Here is a 25,546-nt window from a genome sequence, read left to right on the forward strand (position 1 = left end):
GCTTTATTTCGGTGTATTAGGAAAGGAGGGTGAGTAATACCTGTAAAAGGCCAATTATAAAGCCAAGTATGGCGCCCAGTCGCTCAATAAAACGGAATTCCCGCGACATAATACTGGTTAGGATTGATTCTAATTTATCGGTGGAAAAGCCCGCCACTTTTTCAATTACAATGCGTTCAAGGTCTAAATCCTTCTGTAAATTCCCCATATAACGCTGCATAATTAAAGGAAACAGGGTTTCCAGTTCTTTCATAAAAGTGCCTTTGAGCTGTTGTATGGTATTTTCACCGATAAACATGCTAATGATCGGCATTTCATCTGCCAGTTTATGGCGTAAGAACTGATCAATATGGTTCTCCACAACCGGCATCAGTTGTTGGATATTTTTAGGATCGGTGATCTTTTTTTCAATATCAGTAAAAGACAATAATTCTTCACTAACCAGTTTGCCCAGTTTTTCAGCAAATTGTTGCTGTCTTTTCGGAAAGATACCCTGAAAGGTAATACCCAGTATTTTTTTGGGTAAACGCGGATGGAACAGCATTTTAATGGCAATCCAGTTGGTAAACCAGCCAATGAATGCTGCAATAATGGGTATAAGAACCAGGTAATAACTCATGTACTATAAATTTAAAAAACCTATAAGGTACCAGCCTATAGGTTTTACCAGGGAGAACGATGGGTCTCGAACCCACGGCCTTCAGTGCCACAAACTGACGCTCTAACCAACTGAGCTACGCTCTCCGTTTTATTGGGAGTGCAAAAATAGGGGGAAATCGACATTTTTCACATAAGTAGGGGGTGTTTTTTTTCTTTCTACCACTCCTCAAAACCTTTGTTAATTGGTAATAAGATTCGACGTTTGAACGGTCTTTTCAGTTATTTTTGGTAAGTATCATGAAAAAAATCAAGGATTTTATGAAGCGTAGAAAAGGGTTGATTCTTATCGCCGTTGTTTTATTCGGCGCATTGTTTTTTGCATTCAGGTATACAACAGGTGGAATCGATGTATCGTTATCGCAGCGCCAGCGTCTTTTGGCAGCTGTAGGTTCATTGCTTGAAACGCAACACTATAGTCCGAAAAATATCAACAATGATTTTTCCAAAAAGCTGTTCCAGAAATTCCTGGATCAATTAGATAATGATAAAAGTTTCTTTCTGCAGTCAGATATTGATGCATTGAAGAAATATGAGTTAACCCTCGATGATGAAATAAAAGGAGCTGAAATAAAGTTTGCCCCTGCTGTAGGCGTTATTTACGAAAAAAGACTTGCAGAAGTTACCGCTCTTTATAAAGAACTGCTCAATGAGCCTTTCAACTTTACAAAAGATGAATCGGCCATGCTTGATGGTTCTAAATTACCTTATGCGGCTAATGAAGCAGAGCAAAGAGACAGGTGGAGAAAGTTACTTAAATATTATACACTTGAACGTTATGTAGACCTGCTCGATCAGCGTGAGCAAAACAAAGGCAAAAAAGATTTTGAAGTAAAATCAGATGCGGCACTGGAAAGTGAAGCAAGGGCTCAGGTTTTAAAAGCCATGAATAAAAGATTCGACCGAATCAAAAGTACGGTGAAAGAAGAAGAGCGTTTCAACACCTTTATTAATTCTGTTACCAGCTTAATGGATCCCCATACCGACTATTTTGCTCCGATTGAAAAAAGATCTTTCGATGAACAAATGAGTGGAAGATTTTATGGCATCGGTGCTCAACTTACGGAAGATGATTTTGGTGTTAAGATCGCCTCAGTTCAACCAGGCGGAGCTGCATGGAAATCCGGAGAGATTGCTGTAAACGACGCCATACTTAAAGTTGCACAAGGACCCGCAGATCCGGTAGATGTTGCAGGGTATGCAACGGAAGATGTGGTGAAACTGATCAGAGGTAATAAAGGAACTGAAGTAAGACTCACCATCAAAAAAACAGATGGCACCATCAAAGTGGTAACCATGCAGCGCGATGAAATTGTGTTAGATGAAACATTCGCACGTAGTGCTATTGTAAATGAGGGGAACAAAAAAATTGGCTATATCTGGTTGCCAGAATTCTATGCCGATTACGAAAGAGAAAATGGAAATCGTTGTTCTGAAGATGTGGCAAAAGAAATCGTAAAACTGAAAAAAGAAAACATTGAAGGGCTCGTTATAGACCTTAGAAATAATGGAGGAGGTTCTTTATATGAAGTGATCCAGATGGTAGGGCTATTTATCAACCAAGGTCCGGTAGTTCAGGTGCGCGACAGAGATGGAAAAGCAAATGTTTATGGAGATCAGCGCCCCGGTACTTTATATGATGGCCCGCTCGCTGTATTGGTAAATGAATTAAGTGCATCTGCGAGTGAAATATTTGCCGGCGCCATTCAGGATTACAGAAGAGGAGTAGTTATTGGAAGTACTTCAACCTATGGAAAAGGTACGGTACAAAAAACGGTTCCTTTCGGTAATGTGGTTGATATGAATAGTGGAAGAACAGATATGGGAGCAGTGAAACTTACTTTCCAGATGTTCTACCGTATTAATGGTGGCTCCACTCAATTAAAAGGAATAGAACCAGATATCGTTTTACCTGATACTTATGAGTACCTTAAAATAAGGGAGAAAGATGTTCCTAATGCACTGCCATGGGATCAGATCAATAAAGCAACATACCTAACCTGGCATAAAGATTACGGCCATGATCTCGTTATTCAAAATGAGAATGAAAGGGTAAAACAAAATGCTTCTTTGAACCTTTTAAAAGATAACCTTGTTTGGCTTTCTAAATTAGGTGAGGAGCCGGCAAGTTTGAATATCAATAAATACCGCGACCTGCAAAAGCAGATTCGTTCAACCGTTAATCAGAATAATACCTTATTAAGACTTAGTCAGGAAATGAGTGTAGTACCTGCAGAAGTAGATAAGGATAAATTTTTTAATAACCCGGATAAAAACAAAGGGGAACGTTATCAGGCATGGTTGCGTTCACTTAAAACAGATATGCATATCAGTGAAACGATTAAAGTAATTGGTGGGCTAGCCAGCGAAATCACAAAAGCTACGGCTTCAGTGCACTAATTAAGTCGACAAATTATAGTAAATTTGCAGGCGACCCCAAAAAGGTCACCTGTTTTTATGAAGCCTAGCCCCGTTGAGCCAGAAAAAAAATGGTACGCATTATATACTAAGCCCCGTTGGGAGAAAAAAATTGATTCTGTTCTTGTTAGAAAAGGCATTGAAAGCTGGTGCCCACTTCAAAAGGTTGAACGTCAATGGAGCGACCGGAAAAAAATCATCGAAGACCCGCTATTCAAATCTTATGTTTTTGTACGTATCGCACAAGATGAGAAGACAAAGGTTTTGATGACCGATGGGGTACTCAATTTTGTTTACTATCTGGGAAAGCCTGCTATCATTAAAGATGAAGAAGTAGATACCATAAAAAAATACCTGGCCGAAAAAGATGCCAGCATTGCCATTCTATCGGAAGAAGGCTTCCAGAATGAAATGAAAATCAAAGTAAACCATGGTGTATTCATGGGCAATGAAGGGACAGTAATAAGAGGAGGCAAAAAGAAAGTTTACGTAAAACTGGAAAGCCTGGGTCAAATAATGGTAGTAGAATTCCCCGCAGAATATTTGTCGGTTCTATAGAGAAGGGTCCATAGTCCATAGTCCATGGACCATGATACGTTTCTTACAATGCTACAATTGATCTTTGATTTTTTGATTTAAGGAATAATTCAAAAAATCAAAGATCAAAAAATCAAAGATAAAATCAGACATCAGACATCCGCCATCAGCCATTTGCCATCTGCCATTCCACAATCTCATTCGCCCATTCGTTACGGTAGGGGGTAGTAATACGGATATAGTTGTCAGTATATCCCTCCATCATGCCATTCTTTTCAAAAGCTTCAAACAATACCTTTCTTTTTTGTCCATTATGGAGAGAAGTGAAGTATTGCATTTTCATATAAGAAAGATTGCGCAGGGTTTTGTTTCTTTCATTCCTTATTTGAACCGGAATAACAGGTTTGATTTCAAGGGCTTTGGTATGATCTCTTTCAGAATAAGTAAATACATGCAAATAGCTCACATCGAGACTGTGTAAAAAGTCAAAGGTTTCTTTAAAATGAGCATCAGTTTCTCCAGGAAATCCTACAATTACATCTACACCAATTGCGCAATGCGGCATTAATGTTTTAATGAGTGCCACCCTTTCAGCATATAATTCTCTTTTATAACGGCGGCGCATCAGTCCAAGAATTTCATTGCTCCCACTCTGTAAAGGGATATGAAAATGGGGCATAAATTTATTGCTGTTGGCTACGAAAGCAATAATATCATTGGTAAGCAAGTTTGGCTCAATAGACGATATGCGGTACCGCTCAATTCCTTCCACTTTATCCAATTCCTGAATAAGCTGGAAGAAATCTTCTTCATGTCTGCCACCATCCGGACCTTTGCCAAAGTCGCCAAGGTTAACACCCGTGAGGACTATTTCTTTTACACCATCTGCTGCAAGTTGTTTTGCATGCTTTAGTACATTTTCGATACTATCACTCCGGCTCTTGCCACGGGCCATAGGAATGGTACAGAAAGAACAATTATAATCACAACCATCCTGTACTTTTAAAAAAGTGCGGGTACGGTCATTTTGAGAAAAAGAGGCATTGAATCCGCTTACTTCATCTATATCACAACTGCAGATTCGTGCAGGATCACCTTTTGATAGTTCCCGGATATGTTCGGCTATATTAAATTTCTCAGCGGCTCCAAGCACCAGGTCAACACCCGGTATACTGGCTATTTCTTTTGGTTTAAGCTGGGCATAACAACCAGTGATCACCACAAAGCTATCCGGGTTGCGTCTTTGTATACGCCTAACCAATTGTCTGCATTCTTTGTCGGCATTATCAGTTACAGAGCAGGTGTTGATTACATACACATCGGCCTGATCCTCAAAGCTTTTCTTTTCAAAACCTTCCTGTTCCATCATCCTGGAAATGGTGGAAGTTTCTGAAAAATTAAGCTTACAGCCTAATGTATGAAATGCTACACTACGTTTCTGACTCATGGGGCGCAAAGGTAGTAAGGATTTGGGAATTAGGGTAACAGTTAACAGGCGTTACTGTCTGGGGAAATTGGCTTCAAGCTGCAGGCCGCAAGCTGCAAGCCAGAACTGTCCGGGGAAAATAGGCTTCAAGCTGCAAGCCGCAAGCTACAAGCCTTGATGGGTGCTTATTTTATACTTTCTGCTTTTAATGGAATAAAAGAGGGAGAGGAAATTTAAAGTCTGTTTCTTAAAGAAATATTTGATTGCTGTAAATGCACTAGCTGTTATTAATAGCACACCTGCAGTTCGCAGTCAAATTTCTCCAGATAAAAAAGGTTACAGGATGTTTTAAGAGCCATTTAAAGTTGCATAAACAATTGAAATACAATGTTTAACGAAGATAAAAGTACTTAATTCAGATAGGGATAGTATAATCCGGTTAATCCGCCTTTTGTTGTATAACTTAGGATTAAAGTATCCGTTTTTATTTGATATGCTTGTACTGGTGAAAAAACATATTTGGAACTATTGGGTAGGTAGTGCAGAGCAGTTTAATCTGGAGCAACGGATATTTCATGCCACCCTGTTAATCCTTTCCCCCATTTTTTTCATATCGAGCATTTTCGATTTTTTTATTGGGTTGAACGGAATGGCATATTACCTGCTATTTGCTTTGGCTTGCCAATTAACCGCTTATTATTTATCCAGGCATAGGTTTAAAAATAAATTGGCACTATTTGTATTTGCCATTAACGGATATGGCTTTTTGATACTGAACTATTATTTTAATTCAGGAATAGATGGGCCAACTTTATTACTGTTTTTATTGGCAGCCATGGTAATACTTGTGGTATCACCTGAAAAGCTTAACCGGCTCTGGATGCTGATTAACATAATCGCAGTATTGATTTTATTATGGCTTGAATATACCAACCACTTGTTTATACAAATAACCTACGAAAATAGAAGTCTGCGTTTTACTGATATCGCTTTCTCTTATACCTGTTGTCTTGGGGTAATTTATATCACCACAACCTATATTAAGTTTAACTATTTCCGTGAACGGATGCTGGCAAAAAAAAGAGCCGAGATTAATGAGCAGCAAAGGGTGCAACTGGAAAAGATTGATGAACAAAAAAATAAACTCTTTTCAATTATCGGTCACGATATCCGTGGTCCTTTGTCGATGATCAGAGGTTATCTCAACCTGATGGATGAACAGACCATACTTTCTGAAGCTGAAGCCAGAGATTTGAGGCAACAGTTGGCAGAAAGTGTAGACGGAACCATCGAAATGCTGGAACACTTATTGGAATGGTCGAGATTACCCTATTTGCAACAAAGTATTTTAGAACCGGTTAATATTAGTGCAACAATAGACCGTGTACTTCTCCTGCTGGAGAAGCAGGCAGACAAAAAGCAAATTAGAATCGAAAGAAATCAAATTGATCCATCTAAAACAATTTCCGGAAATCCTAAGATTATGGAACTGGTTTTGCGTAATGTAATTCAGAACGCAATCAAATTTACCAAAGCCAATGGAAGTATCCAGATTGATGCCTATGAAACACCAGAATACTTTGTGGTGTCTATCAAAGACAATGGCATTGGTATGTCGGATCAACAACTGGAAAACTTATTCACCTTCAAAGCCAAAACTACCTATGGTACCAATCGGGAAAAAGGAACAGGTATGGGACTTATGCTCTGTAAGGAACTTTTGACCAGCATACATGGCAGTATTACTGCAGAAAGCAAAGTAGGGGAAGGAAGTACTTTTCATTTAAGGTTCCCGCTTGTAAATCATTGATGTCCGGGCAAAAACAGCTTCTAGCCACTAGCTACTGGCTACTAGCCTTTCTTTGTTATCAATTTAACCATCCACTGGCGTGAATAGGGTAATTAAACATTTATTTTAGGAGGATTTTTACAAAAAAAATTCACAAGTCCTGACATTTTTCAAATAATAGCAGATAACCTAAAACAAGCATTAATCAAGGCTAGCAGATAGAGGCTGGAAGCCATTACTGTCCGGGGAAATTTAACCGCGAGCTGTAGGTGTTGCGTATGATGGGACACAGATCTTCATGATTTTCAGGATTAATCATGATAGATCTTGAAAATCATGAAGATCTGTGTTCTATTAATAGCAGATAGTGCATTTACGACAACCAGATATTTCTTTAAGCAAATGACTTTAAATTTTCTAATACCCAAGCCCCCCGTTTAACTCCATTAAAAGCCGAAAGTCTATAATAAGCACCCATCAAAGCTTGTAGCTTGCGGCTTGACGCTTGAAGCCAATTTTCCCCCGACAGTTCTGCTTGTAAATACCGGACATTGATCCATTGTTTCAGGATTTATTCCTATTAATTAATCCAATTCAGGGAGAAAAGCAATGAAGTGTTCTTCCAGGAAAGATATCCTGTTAACTGTTTTTTATTGGGGGAGGCTGGGTGGATAATTATCCAATTCCTGAATAAGCTGGAAGAAATCTTCTTCATGTCTGCCACCATCCGGACCTTTGCCAAAGTCGCCAAGGTTAACACCTGTGAGGACTATTTCTTTTACACCATCTGCTGCAAGTTGTTTTGCATGCTTTAGTACATTTTCGATACTATCACTCCGGCTCTTGCCACGGGCCATTGGAATGGTACAGAAAGAACAATTATAATCACAACCATCCTGTACTTTTAAAAAAGTGCGGGTACGGTCATTTTGAGAAAAAGAGGCATTGAATCCGCTTACTTCATCTATATCACAACTGCAGATTCGTGCAGGATCACCTTTTGATAGTTCCCGGATATGTTCGGCTATATTATATTTCTCAGCGGCTCCAAGCACCAGGTCAACACCCGGTATACTGGCTATTTCTTTTGGTTTAAGCTGGGCATAACAACCAGTAATCACCACAAAACTATCCGGGTTGCGTCTTTGGAAACAAAATTATTCGGGTAACTAGAAATTAGCCGTAGTCATTATTTTTTTACCAATTGGATACGAAGTATTTGGTTCGTCCTCTGCGGTTATAAATATGAGGTTAGGTTTAATAGATGATACAGTTTCAAAAGAAACAGTTAATCGTCTTGATAATAAACTGCCAGAGCTGTTTATCCGACCAATGTTTTTAACGACATTGCTTTCTGATTCCATCCATACAACATAACTTTCTTTAGGCGGATCTAATCTTTTAACCTCAGCCAGGTTCGACAGCTCAAGTTTAATGACATAGTTGTTATTATTGTCTTTGGTTACTTTTACATAACCCCTTGCTGCAGGTACTTCAACCGAGTTCTGGAAATTTATTTTCTTTGAACAACCCTGAATGAGTATTAACGCAATTAGTCCTAATGAAAGTTTACGAAATATCGATAAAAGGGTGATCTGTTTATAAGTAATGTTCATTTGTCTGTTTTTAAAGTATTAATCTTTTGTTGAAACAAAGCCTGCAATTGCCTGGCCTAATTCATCCATGTCTTTACTAAATTCAATTTTAAAAGATGACCAGTTTCCCTGTGTCATTTCATATTGCTCAATCCTGGTTTTCAGGTTTTTATTTTGTAATTCCATGGCATCAATTTTGGCTGTATAAACAGCATCCATCTTTTTTCCTGATTTGGTCATTTTTACTCGCAGCTCAGCAATCCTGATTTTATTGTTTTCAATGGTGGTTTCAGCATTGTTCTTGAAAATTTTCCATTCTGCATCATTGGCCTGTTGCTGTGCATCAGTTATCGTTTCCTGTTTTGCATCTTCAAGATCAGTTTTGGCATTCTCCACTTTAACCTGGGCTTCAGCTTCTTTTTCGGCAGCTGTTTTACAGGCATTTAGAGTAAATAGCAGACTTATCGATAATAGGGAGGCAAATACTTGTGGTTTCATTTTTATGATTGATAGGGTGATTAAATAATTAATTAATGGCTTTAAACAATGGTTGTAAAGCTTTGGATAAACATCTTTCTATTATTCGCGCAAGACAATTTTTGTAGGTAAACTGGTTGAACAGATGTTTTTGATCCTATTCATTCTTCAGTTTGTATGTGTGTAAAAAAGTTTTTTTCGGGTATTACCAAAAGGCATAATGCATGCAGGTTATGTAGGGTTCAGTAACGATCATTATTTTATTGTGGTATTGAATGAACTACAAAGGTGGGTGTTTAAATATTCATACTATTACAGATATCGGGATAAGAGTTACATAATTAATGATCGATATAGGTTTTAAACCTTCACCTTACATTTATTTAGTTCAATATGATGACTGAAAGCAATTGAATCTTCCTTAAACAGTGAGTGGCATAATCAACATAATTGTAGAACCCTAGCTATTATTTACCACCAGAATAACTTAATTATTGTTGTCTGCCCCAACATTTAAGAAAGCAGATGACAACCAGCAGGTAGTTGCCATATTTTCTATCGCCTTCAATTTTTCTCAACCCAACATTTTTTTGGTTTTCACCCTGCCAGCAAATTGTTTTAAACTAATGGGGTGATTACCTTTTTTTGTGTACTGGCAGGTCCATTTTAACCTGGGTTACCATAAATATCCTGTCAGGCCTTACCGATCTGGATTTTAGTATATAACCTCAAATGAACCATTATGGCTATCTAGATAGGCCTGGTACTTGATGCTTCTTTTGTTAAAGCAGGGTGGCTCTTTAAACTATAAGGGATATGGGGCTATTTCAACTGGTATTACCGCGTTGATAACGTTTTCTTAAAAAAAAGGAAACGGGCTGCGGTATTTTCCATTTTAGGATTAATAAGGTATGTTTGCCAGTCTTAAAAAACCAAAACCAATATGCAATTTACCCGTATTAATAATCTGGTGGGTTGGGTAGTATGTTTTATTGCCTGTACCGTGTATGTTCTAACAGCAGAGCCCGGGGGCAGTTTCTGGGATTGTGGAGAGTTTGTAAGCTCCTGTTTCCGGTTACAGATACCGCACCCTCCCGGGGCACCTTTGTTTGTAATACTTGGACGTTTATTTATCGTTGTATTTGGCGATAACCCCATGGCAGCCGCAAAAGCGGTAAATATCATGAGTGCTTTGGCCAGTGGTTTTACCATTTTATTCCTTTTCTGGACAATTACCCATTTTGCACGTCGTATTGTAGGCGTTAAAACTTCGGATACCCTTAATAGCGGTCAACTTTGGAGCATTATGGGTGCTGGTGTAGTAGGTGCACTTGCTTATACTTTTAGTGATTCATTCTGGTATAGCGCTGTGGAAGGTGAAGTTTATGCTTTATCCTCTTTCTTTACCGCTATCGTATTCTGGGCCATTCTTAAATGGGAGAACCATGCAGATGAGCCCGGAGCAGACAGATGGATCGTTTTCATATTCTTTATGATGGGTCTTTCAATAGGGGTTCACTTATTGAACCTCCTTACCATTCCTGCTATCGTAATGGTATACTATTTCAGGAAGAGAGATAATTTCAATTATACCATCATCCGCAAATGGTTCCTGCGTCTAACAGCAATTGGGGGCGGACTGGCATTTATTGGGGCACTGATAATGGCCAATAAGGATGTAACAGAGAGAAATCCTTCTATGGATAGCACCCTCGCAGGTTTAATGATAATGGGTACAGCCGTAGCAATCGGATTGCTATTCCTGGTTGAAGGAATCAACAAACAAAAGAAAGCCGTTTACGGAGGCATCTATATCTTTTTTGTTTTGGCATGTGTTATAACCGGAGCAGTTCAGGTTGGTGTTATTCAATACACCGTTAAAATGGCGGGTACATTCGACCGTTGGTTTGTAAATGGTTTCGGATTGCCTTTCTTCTCGGGTTTTACATTTTTCTTCTTATTGCTGGCTGCACTTATCTGGTATGGACTGAAATATGCAGCTCGCAAAAACTGGGCTTACCTCCGCTTAGGTTTATGGTGCGTGAGCTTTATGCTGGTTGGTTACAGTACTTATGTAACAACCATGATACGTAGTAATGCTAATCCATCAGTGGATATGTATAATGTAGATAACCCAATAAGTCTTGTGGGTTACCTCGGTCGCGAACAATATGGAGATTTTCCACTGCTATATGGTCAAAAATTCACCGCCCGCCCGGTTGACCTTAAGTCGAATGGCATGCGTTACCAGAAAGCAAGGGATAAATACATTGAGCTGGGTGAGGATAGAAAATATGCTTTTGCACCAGCTGATAAAATGGTATTCCCGCGTGTTTGGGATATGAGTAATGATCAGAATCACGCTGATTATTATGCCTATTTCCTTAGAATTAACCGCATGAACGACGGCAGTTGGGAGCGTGATCCTAATCAGGCTGATAATATCAGGTTCTTCTTTCAGTACCAGATGAACTGGATGTATTTCCGCTACTTCATGTGGAACTTTGCCGGTAAACAAAACGATAACCAGGGGCTCTTCGACGGAAACGTAAGAGATGGTAACTGGATTACCGGTATTACTCCGATTGATAGATTTATTTATGGCGATCAGAGTCTGATGCCTGATAGTCTCAAAAATAACAAAGCACACAATACACTATTTGCACTTCCACTGATATTGGGTCTGATAGGCTTATTCTATCACCTCAAAAAACGTGGGGATGATTTTGGTGTGAACTTCCTGATGTTCTTTTTCACAGGTATAGCAATTGTATTATACCTCAACCAACCTGGTTATCAGCCAAGGGAGCGTGACTATGCTTATGTGGGTAGTTTCTACGCCTTTGCTGTATGGATAGGGTTAGGTGTGCTGAAAGTAAGAGACTGGCTGAATAAGGCAGTAAAACAAGCTGGTGCGTCTGCCATGATTGCAACCGTCATTTGTTTATTGGCAGTGCCGGTATTGATGGCTCAGCAGGAGTGGGACGACCACGATCGCAGTAAAAAAGAGCTTGCGCCAGACCTCGCACGCGATTACCTCGAAAGCTGTGCGCCAAATGCGATCCTTTTCACTTTCGGTGATAACGATACCTATCCTTTATGGTACGCACAGGAAGTAGAAGGTGTTAGAAGAGATGTAAGGGTAATTAACTATAGTTTATTGGGTATCGACTGGTACATTAACCAGCTTAGGTACAAAGTGAACGAAAGCGCCCCGATTGATGTAATCTGGACTCCTGAACAAATAGAAGGTGGTAAAAGAGATTATATCGAATACCGCCCTGATCCAAGTATTCCAGAAAACAGGTATTATGATTTATACGACCTGATGAAGAATTATGTGGGTAAAGACAATGAACAAAATGATTACAGTTACCCTGTTAAAAAACTTTCTGTACCTGTAGATCGCGATTTCGTAGTTAAAAATGGAACAGCCAATGCTACGGATAGCATTGTTAATGAATTGCGTTTTGAAATTGCAAAGAATGGTTTGATGAAGAATGATCTTGCCGTACTCAACGTAATTGCGGCCAATAAATGGCAGCGTCCGATTTATTTTACCGCTCCACAAACAGATGGTCTGGGACTTGACCAGTTCCTGCGTAGGGATGGAATGACCTACCGCTTGGTACCAGTAGAAAACCAGCGTGTGAATACCGATTACATGCTCGATAAAGTAACCAATAAATTCAGGTTCGGTAATGCAAATCTGCCAGGCGTTTACTTCGATGAAGAAAACCGCAGACACCTGAACAGTATTCGTACTGCTTATGCTGATCTGGCACTTGATCTTGCTACCAAAAACAGAAAAGAAGATGCCCGTAAAGTATTACATCAGGTAGACAGCATGATGTATGAAGGTAATTTCGCCTATGGAATGGCCAGCAGAGGAAACCTGCATAACCGTAATTCATTGGTATTCCTGGAAGCTTGCTATCTGGCAGGTGATACCACCCTTGCAGAAAAGGTTGCAACATCAGTTAAGAAAGACCTTGAGCAGCAGCTTCGTTTTTACAATTCCCTAACCGGTAGAAAAGCCGAAGGTATGGAGCAGGAGAAACGTGCAGCAGATAATTACCTGCAGGCAATCGGACAAATGCAGACTATGTATAATCCTAGACTGCAGATCCCCGGTAAAATGATGGCGAAGGATTCGGGGGATGATAAGTAGTAAAAAAGTATAATAAACCATAAGGGTCCGGTAATACGGACCCTTTTTAATTTAAGCTGGCTAGCCCGGAATCTGCTATTCCTTTATTTGTCTTACTATCGCTTTTTCTTCTCATTTCGCAAACCATTCAAGGCAATTACTTGTTAAATTGCAGTAGATGATAGGACACCGTTTTATACATTTCGATCCCAACGAAAACAGTCAGCAAAAATTCGATCAGCTTCTGAACCTTTTCATGCAGTTACTTACCTATACCAATGGTGATGCAGGGGAGGCTTTGCAATGGTTGAATGAACTGGATAAACAATACCAACTCACCGATAATGAGTATGGCATGGGCGATTTTATTGAGGAACTTAAACAGAATGGCTACCTCAATGAAGACCCGGCAAGTGGCGATTTTAAAATCACCGCCAAATCTGAACAAACCATCCGCAAAAAAAGCCTTGAAGAGATTTTCGGTAAACTGAAAAAAAGTAAACAGGGAAATCACCAGACATTTAAACCCGGTCAGGGCGATGAAATAAACCCCGATACCCGTCCCTACCAGTTTGGAGATATGCTGGAGCAGATAGATTTTACGGAAAGTATCCGTAATGCACAGATTAACCGCGGTATCGAAAGCTTTTCGATGCAGGAAGATGACCTGCAAATCAGGGAGAGTGATTTCAAAACACAGACATCTACTGTGTTGATGATTGATATTTCACATTCCATGATCCTTTATGGAGAAGACAGAATAACCCCAGCCAAAAAAGTGGCCATGGCATTAAGTGAATTGATCACTACCAAATACCCCAAAGACACATTAGATATTGTGGTATTTGGCAATGATGCCTGGAGTATTGAAATCAAAGACCTGCCTTATTTACAGGTTGGTCCATACCATACCAATACCGTTGCCGGCTTAGAACTCGCAATGGATCTGCTACGTAGGAGAAAGAATCCCAACAAACAGATTTTTATGATCACCGATGGTAAACCTACCTGCTTAAAAATAGGAGGACGGTATTATAAAAATAGTTTCGGGTTGGATAGGAAAGTGGTAAACCGATGCATCAATCTTGCAGCTCAATGTAAAAAATTGAAAATACCTATCACAACATTCATGATTGCTTCTGACCCATACCTGCAGAAATTTGTACAGGAGTTTACTGAAATGAATAATGGCAAAGCATTTTTTGCCAGCCTGGATAAACTGGGCGCATTCATTTTTAAAGATTTTGAAAGCGGGAAAAGAAGAACAGTTTATTAAATATTCCCTCAGCGTAAACTCCTTCTCTCATGTTCTCTGCGGTGAAAAATCGCTTAAAGCAATGAAGTTATTTTTTACCGCAGAGAACATGAGGGCGCAAAGTTTTCGCAGAGGGGAATCAAGCTTGCATAGTATAAAATAATATGATGAAGATGCAGAACATAAATACTTTAGGTCAGCTTAAAAAGAGTGGTTACCAGTCTAAGTCTGTTAAAGAAGAAATCAGGGCAAACCTGGTAAAATCTATCCAACAAAAGGAACAGGTGTTTACCGGAATAATTGGTTACGAAGACACCGTGATTCCGGATACAGAACGTGCAATTTTAAGCAGACACAATATCTTGTTTCTGGGATTACGTGGACAGGCTAAAACACGTATGGCCAGACAAATGGTAGACCTGCTCGATGAATATATACCGATTATTGCGGGCTCTGAAATCAATGATGATCCGCTAAAGCCATTAAGTAAGTTTGCGCGTGATCTTATAGCGGAACATGGAGATGAAACGCCTATCCGCTGGATACATAAATCTGAAAGATATGGCGAGAAACTGGCAACACCAGATGTAAGTGTTGCCGACCTTATTGGTGATATCGATCCGATTAAAGCAGCCAACCTTAAACTGAGTTTTTCGGATGAGGAAGTGATACATTATGGCATTATCCCACGCAGTAACCGCGGTATTTTTGTAATCAATGAATTGCCCGATTTACAAGCCAGGATACAGGTAGCGCTATTCAACATACTTCAGGAAGGAGATATCCAGATCAGGGGTTTTAAACTTCGGATGCCATTGGATATACTATTTGTATTCACCGCCAATCCGGAAGACTATACCAATCGCGGCAGTATCGTAACACCTTTAAAGGATCGTATACAAAGCCAGATTCTGACCCATTATCCTAAAACACTGGAACATGCTTTGTCTATCACAGAACAGGAAGCATTTATCAGTGAAAGTCAGTCGAAACTGGTGGAAGTAAGCGACATGATTAAAAGGTTAATAGAGCAGGTAGCATTTGAAGCAAGGAACAATGAATATGTAGATAAGAAAAGCGGGGTGAGCGCAAGGCTTACTATTGCAGCACTTGAAAATGCAGTTAGCACCGCGGAACGCAGGGCACTGATGTTTGGAGAAACCAATACCCAGGTTTGGATCAGTGACCTGGGGGGAATTATTCCTGCTATTACCGGAAAAATAGAGCTGGTATATGAAGGGGAACAGGAGGGGCCTTACCAGGTGGCACTTAATCTACTTGATAAAGCAATCCGTTCACAATTCATCACCTATTTCCCTAATCCTGAACAGTCAAAACGAAAAAGACCTACAGGCAAGAAATCAATGGAAGGGAAGGAGATAGAAAATCCTTACAAAGCCATTATTCGTTGGTTCGATGGAGGTAACCAATTAGACTTGCTGATAGACAGTAAAGATGAAGCAAGGATTCAAAATCTGTATAAAGTTGATGGGTTATTTGCCTTCGTGAAAAAGTATTACCCACAGGCCAATGAAAAACAGCAGGCATTATTAATGGAATTTGTTTTACATGGCTTGGCTGCTTATTCACTGATTAGTAAAAAAACCATTGAGGGTACAGTAGCATTCAAAGACCTGATAGGAAGTATGATGAATATGGGTGACTTTGAACTTGGTGAAGAAGAGGAAGATGATTTTAATGAAGATGACTACAAATAATACGCATAGGATTAGATAGAATAGTATCAAACCCTTACTTGTAAAGCATTTCCCTCCGTTTACTTTTTTGTCTTGACACAAAAAAGTAACAAAAAAAGTCAAGGCTTCAGAAAAAAAGCTAAAATTCATTTCATTACGCTACAATGGATGAAGTCTAAAGCCAAGCTTTTAGTACATTGATGGGGCGAAGCTGCGCTTCATCTGTTGTACATAGCCAAGCATCATCCATTGCTTTACGCTTCATTACATGAATTTTTTAACGCTTTTTTTCTAAGGCCAGTTGAAAAACCAATTCAAATAAGGGCTTTGGTTCTATTCTACCTAATCCTATAATGCGAATCAAGGATTGAAATTCGCCTAAAATGAAAAAATCATCAATCGAAGGGGCTTTTAACGCCAGTAGACAAAATAATAGCAGGTAATCTTGTTATGCTGCTTAGATGGAACACAGATTTATCATGATTATCATGATAAATCTGTGTTCCATTATCCGCTCTTATCCAATTCCAAAACTTGATTCGTATATAGCAAAACAATGCCTGCTGCTTTGAGAGTGTAAAGAAGCAGCAGGCATTGATTTATTCTTTATTGAAATTAAAATTTAAACCCGGCAGAAATTCCGCCATAGAAAGGAAATACACCTGCACCGGTAATAAGCGGTGAAACAAATACACGGGCAGTAAAACCTTTTTTCTCCGGCTGATAACGGTAGCCAAAATTCAGGTAACCAAAGATGGTTGAGTTACTATTGTCAAAAAACTCGTCTCCATCGGTAATGGTAATAGCACTTAATCCAGCGCCAAGTTCAAGATAATGGCCATCTCTTCCGGACAGGTGGTTGATGCCAACCGGTACGGCAAAAACACCTGAGGTAAGAAACCCAATACCACCCATGCCGGCCCTGAATCCTAAACCTTTCTGTCCTTTAAATCGTTGATCGTAATTAATTGAAAATAGACCTGGACCTCCAATTTCACCAAAAACAGACTTGGCAGGAGGATCGGGTAAGTCATTGCCCCTGTCTTGCGCATATAGGCAAGTTGCTATTGAAAAAATGCATAGTAATGAAAGGATAAATTGCTTCATGGTTCAGTTTTTTTATCTGACACCTGAAGATAAGTTTCCGCTGTCTGGCAGTGCTGCCGTTCATCCCAATCACATAAATATGGGATTAGCAAAAAAGAAGTTTAGATCATCTCTTTCAATTGCGTAATGACTTTGTCGATCTCTTCTTTTGTATTGTGTTTGGAGAAGGAGAAACGAACTGTAACCTGATTGGGATTATTATTAATAGCCCTGATTACATGCGAACCCTGATCTGCTCCACTGGTACAGGCACTACCGCCACTGGCGCATATATTATTGATGTCGAGGTTGAAGAGAATCATTTCACTTTTCTCTGTCTTAGGAAAGCTTACACTTAAAACAGTATAAAGGGAGCGACCCAAAGTATCGCCATTGAAAGCAACACCTTTAATGTGTTTTTTCAACTGCTCCATCATATACATTTTAAGTCCTTTTATATAGGTACTGTCATTTTCATAATTAGCCGTAGCCATTTCCAGTGCTTTGGCAAAACCAACAATACCATAAAGGTTTTCAGTACCTGCCCGCATATTTCTTTCCTGGCTACCACCATGAACCAATGGTTTAATTTTTACATTCTCATTGATGTATAATAAACCAACACCTTTTGGTCCGTGAAACTTATGACTGGCACCAGTAATAAAATGAACAGGTGTATTACGAAGGTCGAAAGGGAAGTGTCCGACTGTTTGAACGGTATCGCTGTGGAAAATGGCCCCGTATAATTTGCATAGCTCACCCACTGCATGGATATCGAGGATATTACCTATTTCATTATTTGCATGCATTAAGGTTACCAGACATTTCTCTTCACTTTCTGCCAATAAACGTTCCAGATCTTCCAGGTCAATATGACCATTAGGTAACAATTTTACATAACTGAGTGCTGCCTCACCTGTATGGTAAAGGTGTTCAACCGTATGAGTGGTTGCGTGATGTTCTATTACAGAAGAAATAATATGCTTACAACCGAGATCGCGAACTGCCGCGGTAATAGCAGTATTACTGCTTTCTGTTCCGCCACTGGTGAAAAATATTTCAGCAGGATGTGCATTAAGGATTTTTGCTACCGATTTGCGCGCATTTTCAATAGCCAAACGACTCTCACGGCCATAGCTATAAATAGACGAAGGGTTGCCAAACTGATTGGTAAGATAGGGCATCATTGCGTCCAAAACCACCGGATCCAACGGTGTAGTTGCTGCATTATCAAGGTAAATCCTTTCCATCCCGCAAAAGTACGAAAAACTGAGAATGTGGGAGGAATTGTAAGGTGTGAATTGTGAATTGTGAATGGTGAATGAGGGGAGTGAATTGTGAATGGTGAATAGTGAATTGTAAATAGTTAGTAGTCGGTAGTAAATCCAAAATACTAAATACTCACTATTCACAACTCACAAATTGACCATTCACAATTGACAATTCACAACTCACAAATTGACCATTCACAATTGACAATTCACATCTCGCAAATTGACCATTCACAATTCACAATTCACATCTCACATCGCCTCCTGTATATCCTTAATCAACTTCCCTGCAATATTTGCTGCTACGGTTTCGGAATTGCTTTCGGCATAGATACGGATGATTGGTTCGGTATTGCTGGTGCGTAAATGTACCCAGTCTGTTTCGAATTCAATTTTTAATCCGTCTTCTGTATTGATAGGGTGTTTGCTATATTTCTTTTTGATGTGCTCAAAAATTTTATTGAGGTCAAATCCGGGAGTGAGTTCAATTTTATTTTTACTCATGAAATAATCCGGATAAGTATTCCTTAATTGCTTAACCGATTTTTTCTCTTTTGCAAGATGTGTTAAGAATAGAGCGATTCCGATAAGCGCATCTCGTCCATAGTGCAGGTCGGGTACAATGATACCGCCATTGCCTTCACCACCGATTACGGCATTTGTAGCTTTCATCTTTGTAACCACATTTACCTCACCTACGGCACTCGGGGTATATGTACCTCCATGTTTCAGTGTAACATCTTTTAAGGCGCGGGTAGAAGACATATTACTTACGGTATTGCCTTTTCTGTTTTGCAGTACATAATCTGCAACAGCCACCAAAGTGTATTCTTCGCCAAACAAAGAACCATCTTCACAAACAAAACAAAGACGGTCAACATCCGGATCAACAGCAATACCCAGTGTAGCTTTTTGTTTCACTACTTCATTACATAGTTCACGCAGGTTTTCTGGTAAAGGCTCAGGGTTATGCGCGAAACGTCCATTTACTTCAGCATTTAGTACACTGATGTCTTTAACGCCCAGCGCTTTTAACAGTGCAGGTACTGCCGTGGCTCCGGTACTGTTTATCGCATCAAGCACTACACTGAACTTTGCTTTTTTAATAGCAGCCACATCTACCAGCGGGTAGGCCAGAATGCTGTCTATATGTTGTTGTAAGGATTGGTCATTTGTAGTATAAGATCCCAGTTTGTCTACTGGCGCAAAAACATATTCATCTTTGGCGGCAATTTCGAGCATAGCAGCTCCGTCTGCACCGCTGATAAATTCACCTTTTTCATTCAATAACTTAAGGGCATTCCATTCTTTAGGGTTATGGCTGGCAGTAAGGATGATGCCGCCTGCTGCTTTTTCAAATACAACAGCCATTTCTACGGTAGGAGTAGTGCTAAGGCCTAGGTCAACCACGTCAAGTCCTAAGGCAATCAAAGTATTAACTACCAGTCCCTGAACCATCGCACCGCTGATGCGGCCATCTCTTCCTATGACAATCTTTTTGTTTCCACCCGATTGCTGTAATAACCAGGTGCCATAAGCAGCGGTAAAACGAACTACATCAAGCGGGCTTAAAGTATCACCTGGTTTTCCTCCGATGGTTCCGCGAATGCCTGAAATGCTTTTAATCAATGCCATGTTTGGGGTTTTAGCGGCTGCAAACATAATTCAAAATTTTTGTAAGCCTGCTTGATGTAATTTTGTGCCATCAAAGTGTTTTTATGCCGGACAAAGCGTGGTTTAAGGATTGGTTTAATTCTCATTATTATCATTTATTGTACCAGCATAGGGACGATCAGGAGGCATTAGCATTTATAGATACCCTTATTAACTATCTCCGGCCTGCTCCAGATGCATTTATGCTCGATGTGGCCTGCGGAAAGGGCCGCCATAGCAAGGCACTCGCCGAAATGGGATATGATGTTACCGGAATTGACCTCTCAGCAGCATCCATTGCCGCTGCAAAAAAAGAAGAAACAGAAAATCTGCATTTTTACCAGCATGATATGCGTTTACCTTTCAGGGTAAATTATTATGATTTTGCTTTCAATTTTTTTACCAGTTTTGGCTATTTCAGAACCAGAAGGGAACATGATAATGCTATAAGAACCATCAGCCAGAGTATAAAAAAAGGAGGGTTCTTTATCATCGATTACCTGAATGTGCATTATGCAGAAAACCATTTGGCAAAATCATTCAAAGCAGATATAGGGGATGTATCTTTTCATATAACCAAATGGCAGGATGAAGAACATTTTTTTAAACAGATACAGATAACCGATCGGACACATACCAGTCCTCATCATTTATATACAGAACGTGTAGCTAAATTTTCGTTGGGTGACTTTACTGATATGATGTCATACCAGGGAATGCAGGTGCAGGAGGTATTTGGTGATTACCAGCTTGGCAGGTATGATGTAAATCATTCACCACGGATGATTATTATTGCAAGAAAAAATTAAGGAATTATTTTTCAGTCTTAGCAGCTTTATCTTCAATTTTTACTCCCACAAAAGTTGCCCTTACTTTATATTTTGATCTGTCAAATGCATGTGTGCCAGGCATATTGTAAACATAATTGCTATCTGGCGACCAAACCGGGATACTGTTTTTCTCCGGTGAATAAAATAAATTGAGATCCGCAAGATTCATTTGCCGCTTCTCAGTTTTCTGCTTATTCAATAATTGAGGAGATATAGTTATTGGTTTGCTAAACTTATTATTTTGTTCAAAGAAAGATTTCCTGTCAAGCACTTTGTTGGCTTCTTTCGATTGACCAATAGCGGTGGTCCCCAAAAGCATTATGGCAATAAGTAGCAGTGTAGTTTTCATAGTAGAAAATTACGCGATTTGTTTGATTCCTGCAAGGGGCTATTTGTTAAAATGGGGCGCTTAATAAATAACAGTCTGATAATGAGTTTGTTTGAATAAGCGTACCTACTCAAACCATTCAGCGCCATAATAGGAGAGTTCCCATAGGCCTTGTTTTTTTGTTAGTAAAGCAGAAGAGCCACCAGACTGAAAAGCATGAAAAAACACCAGACAAAGATCTTTCTGGTCATTTAATAAGATGGTTGTTGATGTTATGATTGGTCAAGTGTACTAATCTCATTAATTCTAATAAAAGCAGATATGCTAAAATAATCTCCAATCCTGGCTAAGAGCTAAAGATGCGAATCAAGGGTTGAAATCTGCCAAAAATTAGAAACTCATCGATAGAGTGGTCTTTTGAAGTCATTAAAGCAGGACCCTATAAAATAATAGCTCCTAATCTTATTTGGCTGCTTAGATGGAACACGGATTTATCATGATCTATCATGATAATCATGATAAATCTGTGTTCCATTGCCCGCTCTTATGAAACTTCAACCTTTGATTCGTATTAAAGGCCAAATGCTAAAAGCTGATTTCTTCCGAAAGTAATATATTAAAATCAAGACTTTATCAATTTAAGACCGCCTAATCGTGCAAAACAGCGATTGTATTATCTTTATCCAATAATGGCCAACTCATTCTTACTCCAACAATTTTTCCAGCGAATACTCGAATGGATACTGGGGCTTGATACCTGGTTATTCCTGCAAATCAATACCGTATTCACTAATCCTATACTGGATACCGTTTTACCACTTTGGCGCGACTCAGAATTATGGGTTCCATTATACCTGTTTCTCATCGTATTCGCACTCATAAATTTTGGTAAACAGGGCTGGAGCTGGATATTATTTGCCATTATCAATGTAACCCTTACCGATCAGGCCAGCAGCTCATTGGTAAAAAAATGGTTTGCGAGGATTCGCCCTTGTAACGAAGAAACCCTGGTTGGAAAAATGCGTTTATTACTCGAACATTGTTCAGGTGGTTTCAGTTTCACTTCATCTCATGCAACCAATCATTTTGGATTTGCCGTTTTTGTGTATTTAACCACCAGGCATTTTATGGGTAAATGGACCAGGTGGTTATTTGTATGGGCCGCTACCATTAGCTATGCCCAGGTTTATGTGGGTGTTCATTATCCAGTTGATGTTTTAGTAGGAGCATTGCTAGGACTCGGCATCGGAACCCTTACCGCAAAATATTATAACAATAAAGTCGGATTGATTCAGATCAATCAACCCTCTATACCTGCACCTCATGAATAACAGATTGTTTGGTTTTATTTTATCCTCCTGCGTGGTGGTGTACATTATCTCCATGTGGCAAATACCCGTTATAGATATTGATGCGGCACAATATGCATCAATGAGCAGGGAAATGCTAGAGAATGGGTCATATCTTAAATTGTATGACCTGGGAATGGATTACCTGGATAAGCCTCCCATGTTGTTCTGGCTATCCTCACAAAGTCTTCGTTTGTTTGGCATTCACGATTGGGCTTATCGTATCCCTTCTGTACTCATGTTGTTACTGGGTATTTATGCCACTTACAGACTGGCATCTATATTTTACCATAAAACCATCGCTCAACTTTCAGCCATTGTATTAGCAGCATCACAGGCTGTTTTTTTAATGGCGCATGATGTTCGTTGTGATACCATGCTGCTGGGTTGGGTAACATTCAGTTTATGGCAATTGGCCGCCTGGTACCAATCCAACCAATGGAAACATTTATTACTTGGTTTTATCGCGATTGCCGGGGGCATGATGACCAAAGGCCCAATCGCTTTAATGGTGCCTGTATTTGCCTTTGTACCGCATTTTGTTTTGAGAAGAGAATGGAAACAGTTTTTTCGTTGGGAATACATTATTGGATTAATCGTAGTGGCAATTTTACTCGTTCCTATGAGCATTGGCCTCTACCAGCAGTACGATCTTGAACCCGGTAAAGTTTTTCATGGAAGGGCCATTCAATCCGGATTGCGTTTTTACTATTGGACCCAAAGCTTTGGCAGGTATACAGGTGAGAATGTTTATAATGAAATGAATCATTTTACCTTCCTCCTGGAAAATATGCTCTGGAGTTTTTTACCCTGGATCATTTTTTTCTTACTTGGATTAATCTTCACCATTCGTAAACTGATACAACAAAAATTCAGGATCGAAAAAGGAGAGGAGTGGATCAGTACCGGAGGGTTTATCATCACTTATTGTATCCTGGCAAGAAGTCAGGCTCAATTACCCCATTATATTTTCGTAGTGCTTCCATTGGCCGCAATAGTGACTGCAAGAACTATTTACCAGCTGCTCTTTGAGAAAAATTATAAAACATTAACCAATATTTTATATTGGGTACATCTCATACTATTTCTCTTATTATGGATTGCTGCTGTGGCATTAATGATCTGGCCATTTCCTGCCACCCACCTGGTCATCAAAATATTGGCCATAGCCGGATTGGTCTGCTATTTGTTCCTGCTGATCAAACCATTTCAGCAATTCCCCAAATTATTGCAAATGGCCCTTTTTACTGTCATTGGTGTAAACCTTTGTTTGGTATCAGGCTTTTATCCGCAATTACTCAAGTACCAGTTAGGTAATACAGTAGCGGCTGTACTGGAGGAAAAGAAGGTGGATAAAACAAAGGTTGTTCAATATAATATCGATGAGAGCCGGGCATTGCATTTTTACGGGAAACGCATTTTTAAGCATATTACAGATAGCGCCCAAATTCAAACTACGGATATCTTACTTACGAAAAAAGAAAGTCTTCCAGCCCTTAAACAGCGGTTTCCCGGCCTGAATACTATATTTGAGGGAACATATTACGGCGTGAGTATGTTAAGTCTTCCATTTCTTAACCCAAAAACAAGGGATAAAGAAACCATACCCTATGTTTTAATAGACATGGATGGAAGATAATTGAACTGATAACATTATGACTGAAATCTTGATCATACTTGGGTTGATAATCCTGAACGGCTTTTTCTCTATGGCAGAGATAGCGCTGGTATCGGCCCGTAAAGCAAGGCTTGAGGCCCAGGCTGCGAAAGGTGATGCTGATGCCAAAAGGGCATTGGATCTTGCCAATCATCCCGATACTTTTTTATCAACCATCCAGATAGGCATTACACTTGTAGGCGTGTTAACCGGTATTTATTCCGGCGATACATTTAAAGAACCATTGAGTAACTGGTTGATGGGGTATGGTGTATCGGTTGATTATGCAGGTACCGTGGCCACCACATTAATTGTAATTGTTGTAACTTATTTATCCCTTGTTTTGGGCGAATTGGTTCCTAAAAGAATCGGTTTGAGTAACCCCGAAGGAATTGCCAAATCTGTGGCTGGTCCGATGAGGATCGTTTCTATAATTACTTATCCATTTATCTGGTTGCTGACAAAATCCTCGCACCTGATCATACGCTTACTCAATATGAAGCCGAATGATAACCAGGTTACTGAGGAGGAAATTAAGGCCATTATCAGCGAAGGAACAGAACAGGGAACAATTGAAGAAGCAGAACAGGAAATCATAGAAAGGGTATTTCACTTAAGTGACCGCAACATTACTTCCTTAATGACGCACAGAAGCGATATTATCTGGTTGGAAGTGGATGATACCGTATTGCAGGTAAGGTCGGAAGTGATGGAAGATATGCATTCAGTGTATCCGGTCTGCGAAAAAGACATTGATCATATAAAAGGGGTGGTTTCATTAAAGGATCTATTCGCTGCTGCGCCCGATAGCACTATCAGCGACCTGATGAAAGATGCCATGTATGTTCCCGAGAATAATACTGCCTACCAGGTATTAGAGAAATTCAAGCAGACAAAGATTCACCATTGTTTTATTGTGGATGAATATGGCTCAGTATTGGGATTAATAACCTTGAATGATATCCTTGAAGCCATCGTCGGTGATATTCCACAGGAAGAAGACGAAGCTTATGAAATAACGCCAAGGGAAGATGGCAGTTACCTGGTAGATGCCCAGATTCCATTTTATGATTTCCTGAGTCATTTCGACAAAACAGAATGGATGATGGAAGGCGATCGCGACTTTGATACGCTGGCCGGATTTATCATCCATGAACTCGAAAAAATTCCAGTTACAGGCGACACACTGGAATGGAAGATGTTCAAGTTTGAAATTGTTGATATGGATCAGCACCGTATCGACAAAATTCTCGTGTCCAATATTGCTTGATATTATGAATGGATGGAGGGAAATAGGCTGTGAGCTTCTCCACAGGAGTCATTCTGACAAGCCTCTAGCTGCTAGCTTTGATTTGTGCTTTGTTTAGGTTG

19 protein-coding genes and 1 tRNA gene are annotated in these 25,546 nt (G+C 39.6%); 10 read left to right on the forward strand and 10 right to left on the reverse strand.

All coding sequences use genetic code 11. The features are described from left to right. Nucleotides 1-16: 16 nt before the first annotated feature. Nucleotides 17-619, reverse strand: coding sequence for a DUF445 domain-containing protein (locus ACH30E_RS12130; RefSeq protein WP_294992862.1), 603 nt, complete (start codon nt 617-619; stop codon nt 17-19). Nucleotides 620-670: 51 nt separating this feature from the next. Further along, nucleotides 671-744, reverse strand: a tRNA-His gene (locus tag ACH30E_RS12135). 174 nt (nt 745-918) lie between these two features. Between ACH30E_RS12135 and ACH30E_RS12140 the strand changes: the two genes are divergently transcribed. Beyond that, on the forward strand, nt 919-3,057 hold the full coding sequence (locus tag ACH30E_RS12140) for a carboxy terminal-processing peptidase (protein ID WP_490825025.1): 2,139 nt from the start codon (nt 919-921) through the stop codon (nt 3,055-3,057). A 57-nt stretch (nt 3,058-3,114) separates the two neighbouring features. Continuing rightward, entirely contained in the window at nt 3,115-3,633 is a 519-nt protein-coding gene (locus ACH30E_RS12145; RefSeq protein ID WP_490825026.1) for a UpxY family transcription antiterminator, read from the forward strand. 145 nt (nt 3,634-3,778) lie between these two features. Here the strand turns inward: ACH30E_RS12145 and mtaB are convergent, their stop codons facing one another. Continuing rightward, nucleotides 3,779-5,059: a tRNA (N(6)-L-threonylcarbamoyladenosine(37)-C(2))-methylthiotransferase MtaB gene (gene mtaB / locus ACH30E_RS12150; RefSeq protein WP_490847346.1), complete on the reverse strand. Its 1,281-nt coding sequence runs from the start codon at nt 5,057-5,059 to the stop codon at nt 3,779-3,781. Between the two features lie 430 nt (nt 5,060-5,489). Between mtaB and ACH30E_RS12155 the strand changes: the two genes are divergently transcribed. Further along, the gene (locus ACH30E_RS12155) at nt 5,490-6,848 is read left to right on the forward strand and encodes a sensor histidine kinase (RefSeq protein ID WP_490825028.1); all 1,359 of its coding nucleotides are present in this window, start codon (nt 5,490-5,492) and stop codon (nt 6,846-6,848) included. 629 nt (nt 6,849-7,477) lie between these two features. Here the strand turns inward: ACH30E_RS12155 and ACH30E_RS12160 are convergent. From ACH30E_RS12160 to ACH30E_RS12170, 3 genes are read right to left on the reverse strand one after another with little or no spacing between them, the layout of a single operon-like run. Next, nucleotides 7,478-7,951: a radical SAM protein gene (locus ACH30E_RS12160; RefSeq protein WP_490825029.1), complete on the reverse strand. Its 474-nt coding sequence runs from the start codon at nt 7,949-7,951 to the stop codon at nt 7,478-7,480. Nucleotides 7,952-7,996: 45 nt separating this feature from the next. Further along, nucleotides 7,997-8,443, reverse strand: a complete 447-nt coding sequence (locus ACH30E_RS12165) for a hypothetical protein (protein WP_490825030.1) — start codon at nt 8,441-8,443, stop codon at nt 7,997-7,999. Between the two features lie 18 nt (nt 8,444-8,461). Next, nucleotides 8,462-8,920, reverse strand: a complete 459-nt coding sequence (locus ACH30E_RS12170) for a hypothetical protein (protein ID WP_490825031.1) — start codon at nt 8,918-8,920, stop codon at nt 8,462-8,464. A gap of 922 nt (nt 8,921-9,842) precedes the next feature. On the opposite strand from ACH30E_RS12170, the gene ACH30E_RS12175 reads away from it, so the two are divergent. The 3 genes from ACH30E_RS12175 (at nt 9,843) to ACH30E_RS12185 (ending at nt 16,022) form a co-directional block, all read left to right on the forward strand. Continuing rightward, entirely contained in the window at nt 9,843-13,070 is a 3,228-nt protein-coding gene (locus ACH30E_RS12175; RefSeq protein ID WP_490825032.1) for a glycosyltransferase family 117 protein, read from the forward strand. 157 nt (nt 13,071-13,227) lie between these two features. Next, complete coding sequence (locus tag ACH30E_RS12180; RefSeq protein WP_294992846.1) at nt 13,228-14,325, forward strand: vWA domain-containing protein; 1,098 nt, start codon at nt 13,228-13,230, stop codon at nt 14,323-14,325. A 152-nt stretch (nt 14,326-14,477) separates the two neighbouring features. Continuing rightward, nucleotides 14,478-16,022, forward strand: coding sequence for a sigma 54-interacting transcriptional regulator (locus ACH30E_RS12185; RefSeq protein ID WP_490825033.1), 1,545 nt, complete (start codon nt 14,478-14,480; stop codon nt 16,020-16,022). A gap of 594 nt (nt 16,023-16,616) precedes the next feature. On the opposite strand, the gene ACH30E_RS12190 is transcribed toward ACH30E_RS12185, so the two are convergent. The 3 genes from ACH30E_RS12190 to glmM all read right to left on the reverse strand — a co-directional run bounded on the left by ACH30E_RS12190 (nt 16,617) and on the right by glmM (nt 19,993). Beyond that, entirely contained in the window at nt 16,617-17,108 is a 492-nt protein-coding gene (locus ACH30E_RS12190) for a hypothetical protein (protein WP_490825034.1), read from the reverse strand. Nucleotides 17,109-17,209: 101 nt separating this feature from the next. Further along, complete coding sequence (locus tag ACH30E_RS12195) at nt 17,210-18,337, reverse strand: cysteine desulfurase family protein (RefSeq protein ID WP_490825035.1); 1,128 nt, start codon at nt 18,335-18,337, stop codon at nt 17,210-17,212. Between the two features lie 273 nt (nt 18,338-18,610). After that, nucleotides 18,611-19,993 (reverse strand): phosphoglucosamine mutase, encoded by a 1,383-nt coding sequence (glmM, locus tag ACH30E_RS12200; protein WP_490825036.1) that lies wholly within the window; start codon nt 19,991-19,993, stop codon nt 18,611-18,613. 83 nt (nt 19,994-20,076) lie between these two features. Between glmM and ACH30E_RS12205 the strand changes: the two genes are divergently transcribed. Beyond that, nucleotides 20,077-20,820: a class I SAM-dependent methyltransferase gene (locus ACH30E_RS12205; RefSeq protein ID WP_490825037.1), complete on the forward strand. Its 744-nt coding sequence runs from the start codon at nt 20,077-20,079 to the stop codon at nt 20,818-20,820. A 4-nt stretch (nt 20,821-20,824) separates the two neighbouring features. Here ACH30E_RS12205 and ACH30E_RS12210 read toward each other — a convergent pair whose 3' ends face one another. Then, the gene (locus ACH30E_RS12210) at nt 20,825-21,190 is read right to left on the reverse strand and encodes a hypothetical protein (RefSeq protein WP_294992832.1); all 366 of its coding nucleotides are present in this window, start codon (nt 21,188-21,190) and stop codon (nt 20,825-20,827) included. A gap of 668 nt (nt 21,191-21,858) precedes the next feature. Here ACH30E_RS12210 and ACH30E_RS12215 point away from each other — a divergent pair. Genes ACH30E_RS12215 through ACH30E_RS12225 form a run of 3 tightly spaced genes read left to right on the forward strand, consistent with a single transcriptional unit; the run spans nt 21,859 to nt 25,445 of the window. Then, on the forward strand, nt 21,859-22,500 hold the full coding sequence (locus ACH30E_RS12215) for a phosphatase PAP2 family protein (RefSeq protein ID WP_490825038.1): 642 nt from the start codon (nt 21,859-21,861) through the stop codon (nt 22,498-22,500). Beyond that, nucleotides 22,493-24,157: an ArnT family glycosyltransferase gene (locus tag ACH30E_RS12220; RefSeq protein WP_490825039.1), complete on the forward strand. Its 1,665-nt coding sequence runs from the start codon at nt 22,493-22,495 to the stop codon at nt 24,155-24,157. Before ACH30E_RS12215 ends, ACH30E_RS12220 begins: the two co-directional genes overlap by 8 nt. A gap of 16 nt (nt 24,158-24,173) precedes the next feature. Further along, entirely contained in the window at nt 24,174-25,445 is a 1,272-nt protein-coding gene (locus ACH30E_RS12225) for a hemolysin family protein (protein ID WP_294992822.1), read from the forward strand. The last annotated feature ends 101 nt before the right edge of the window (nt 25,446-25,546 follow it).

This window comes from Sediminibacterium sp. FW305-C-61 (assembly GCF_058231065.1).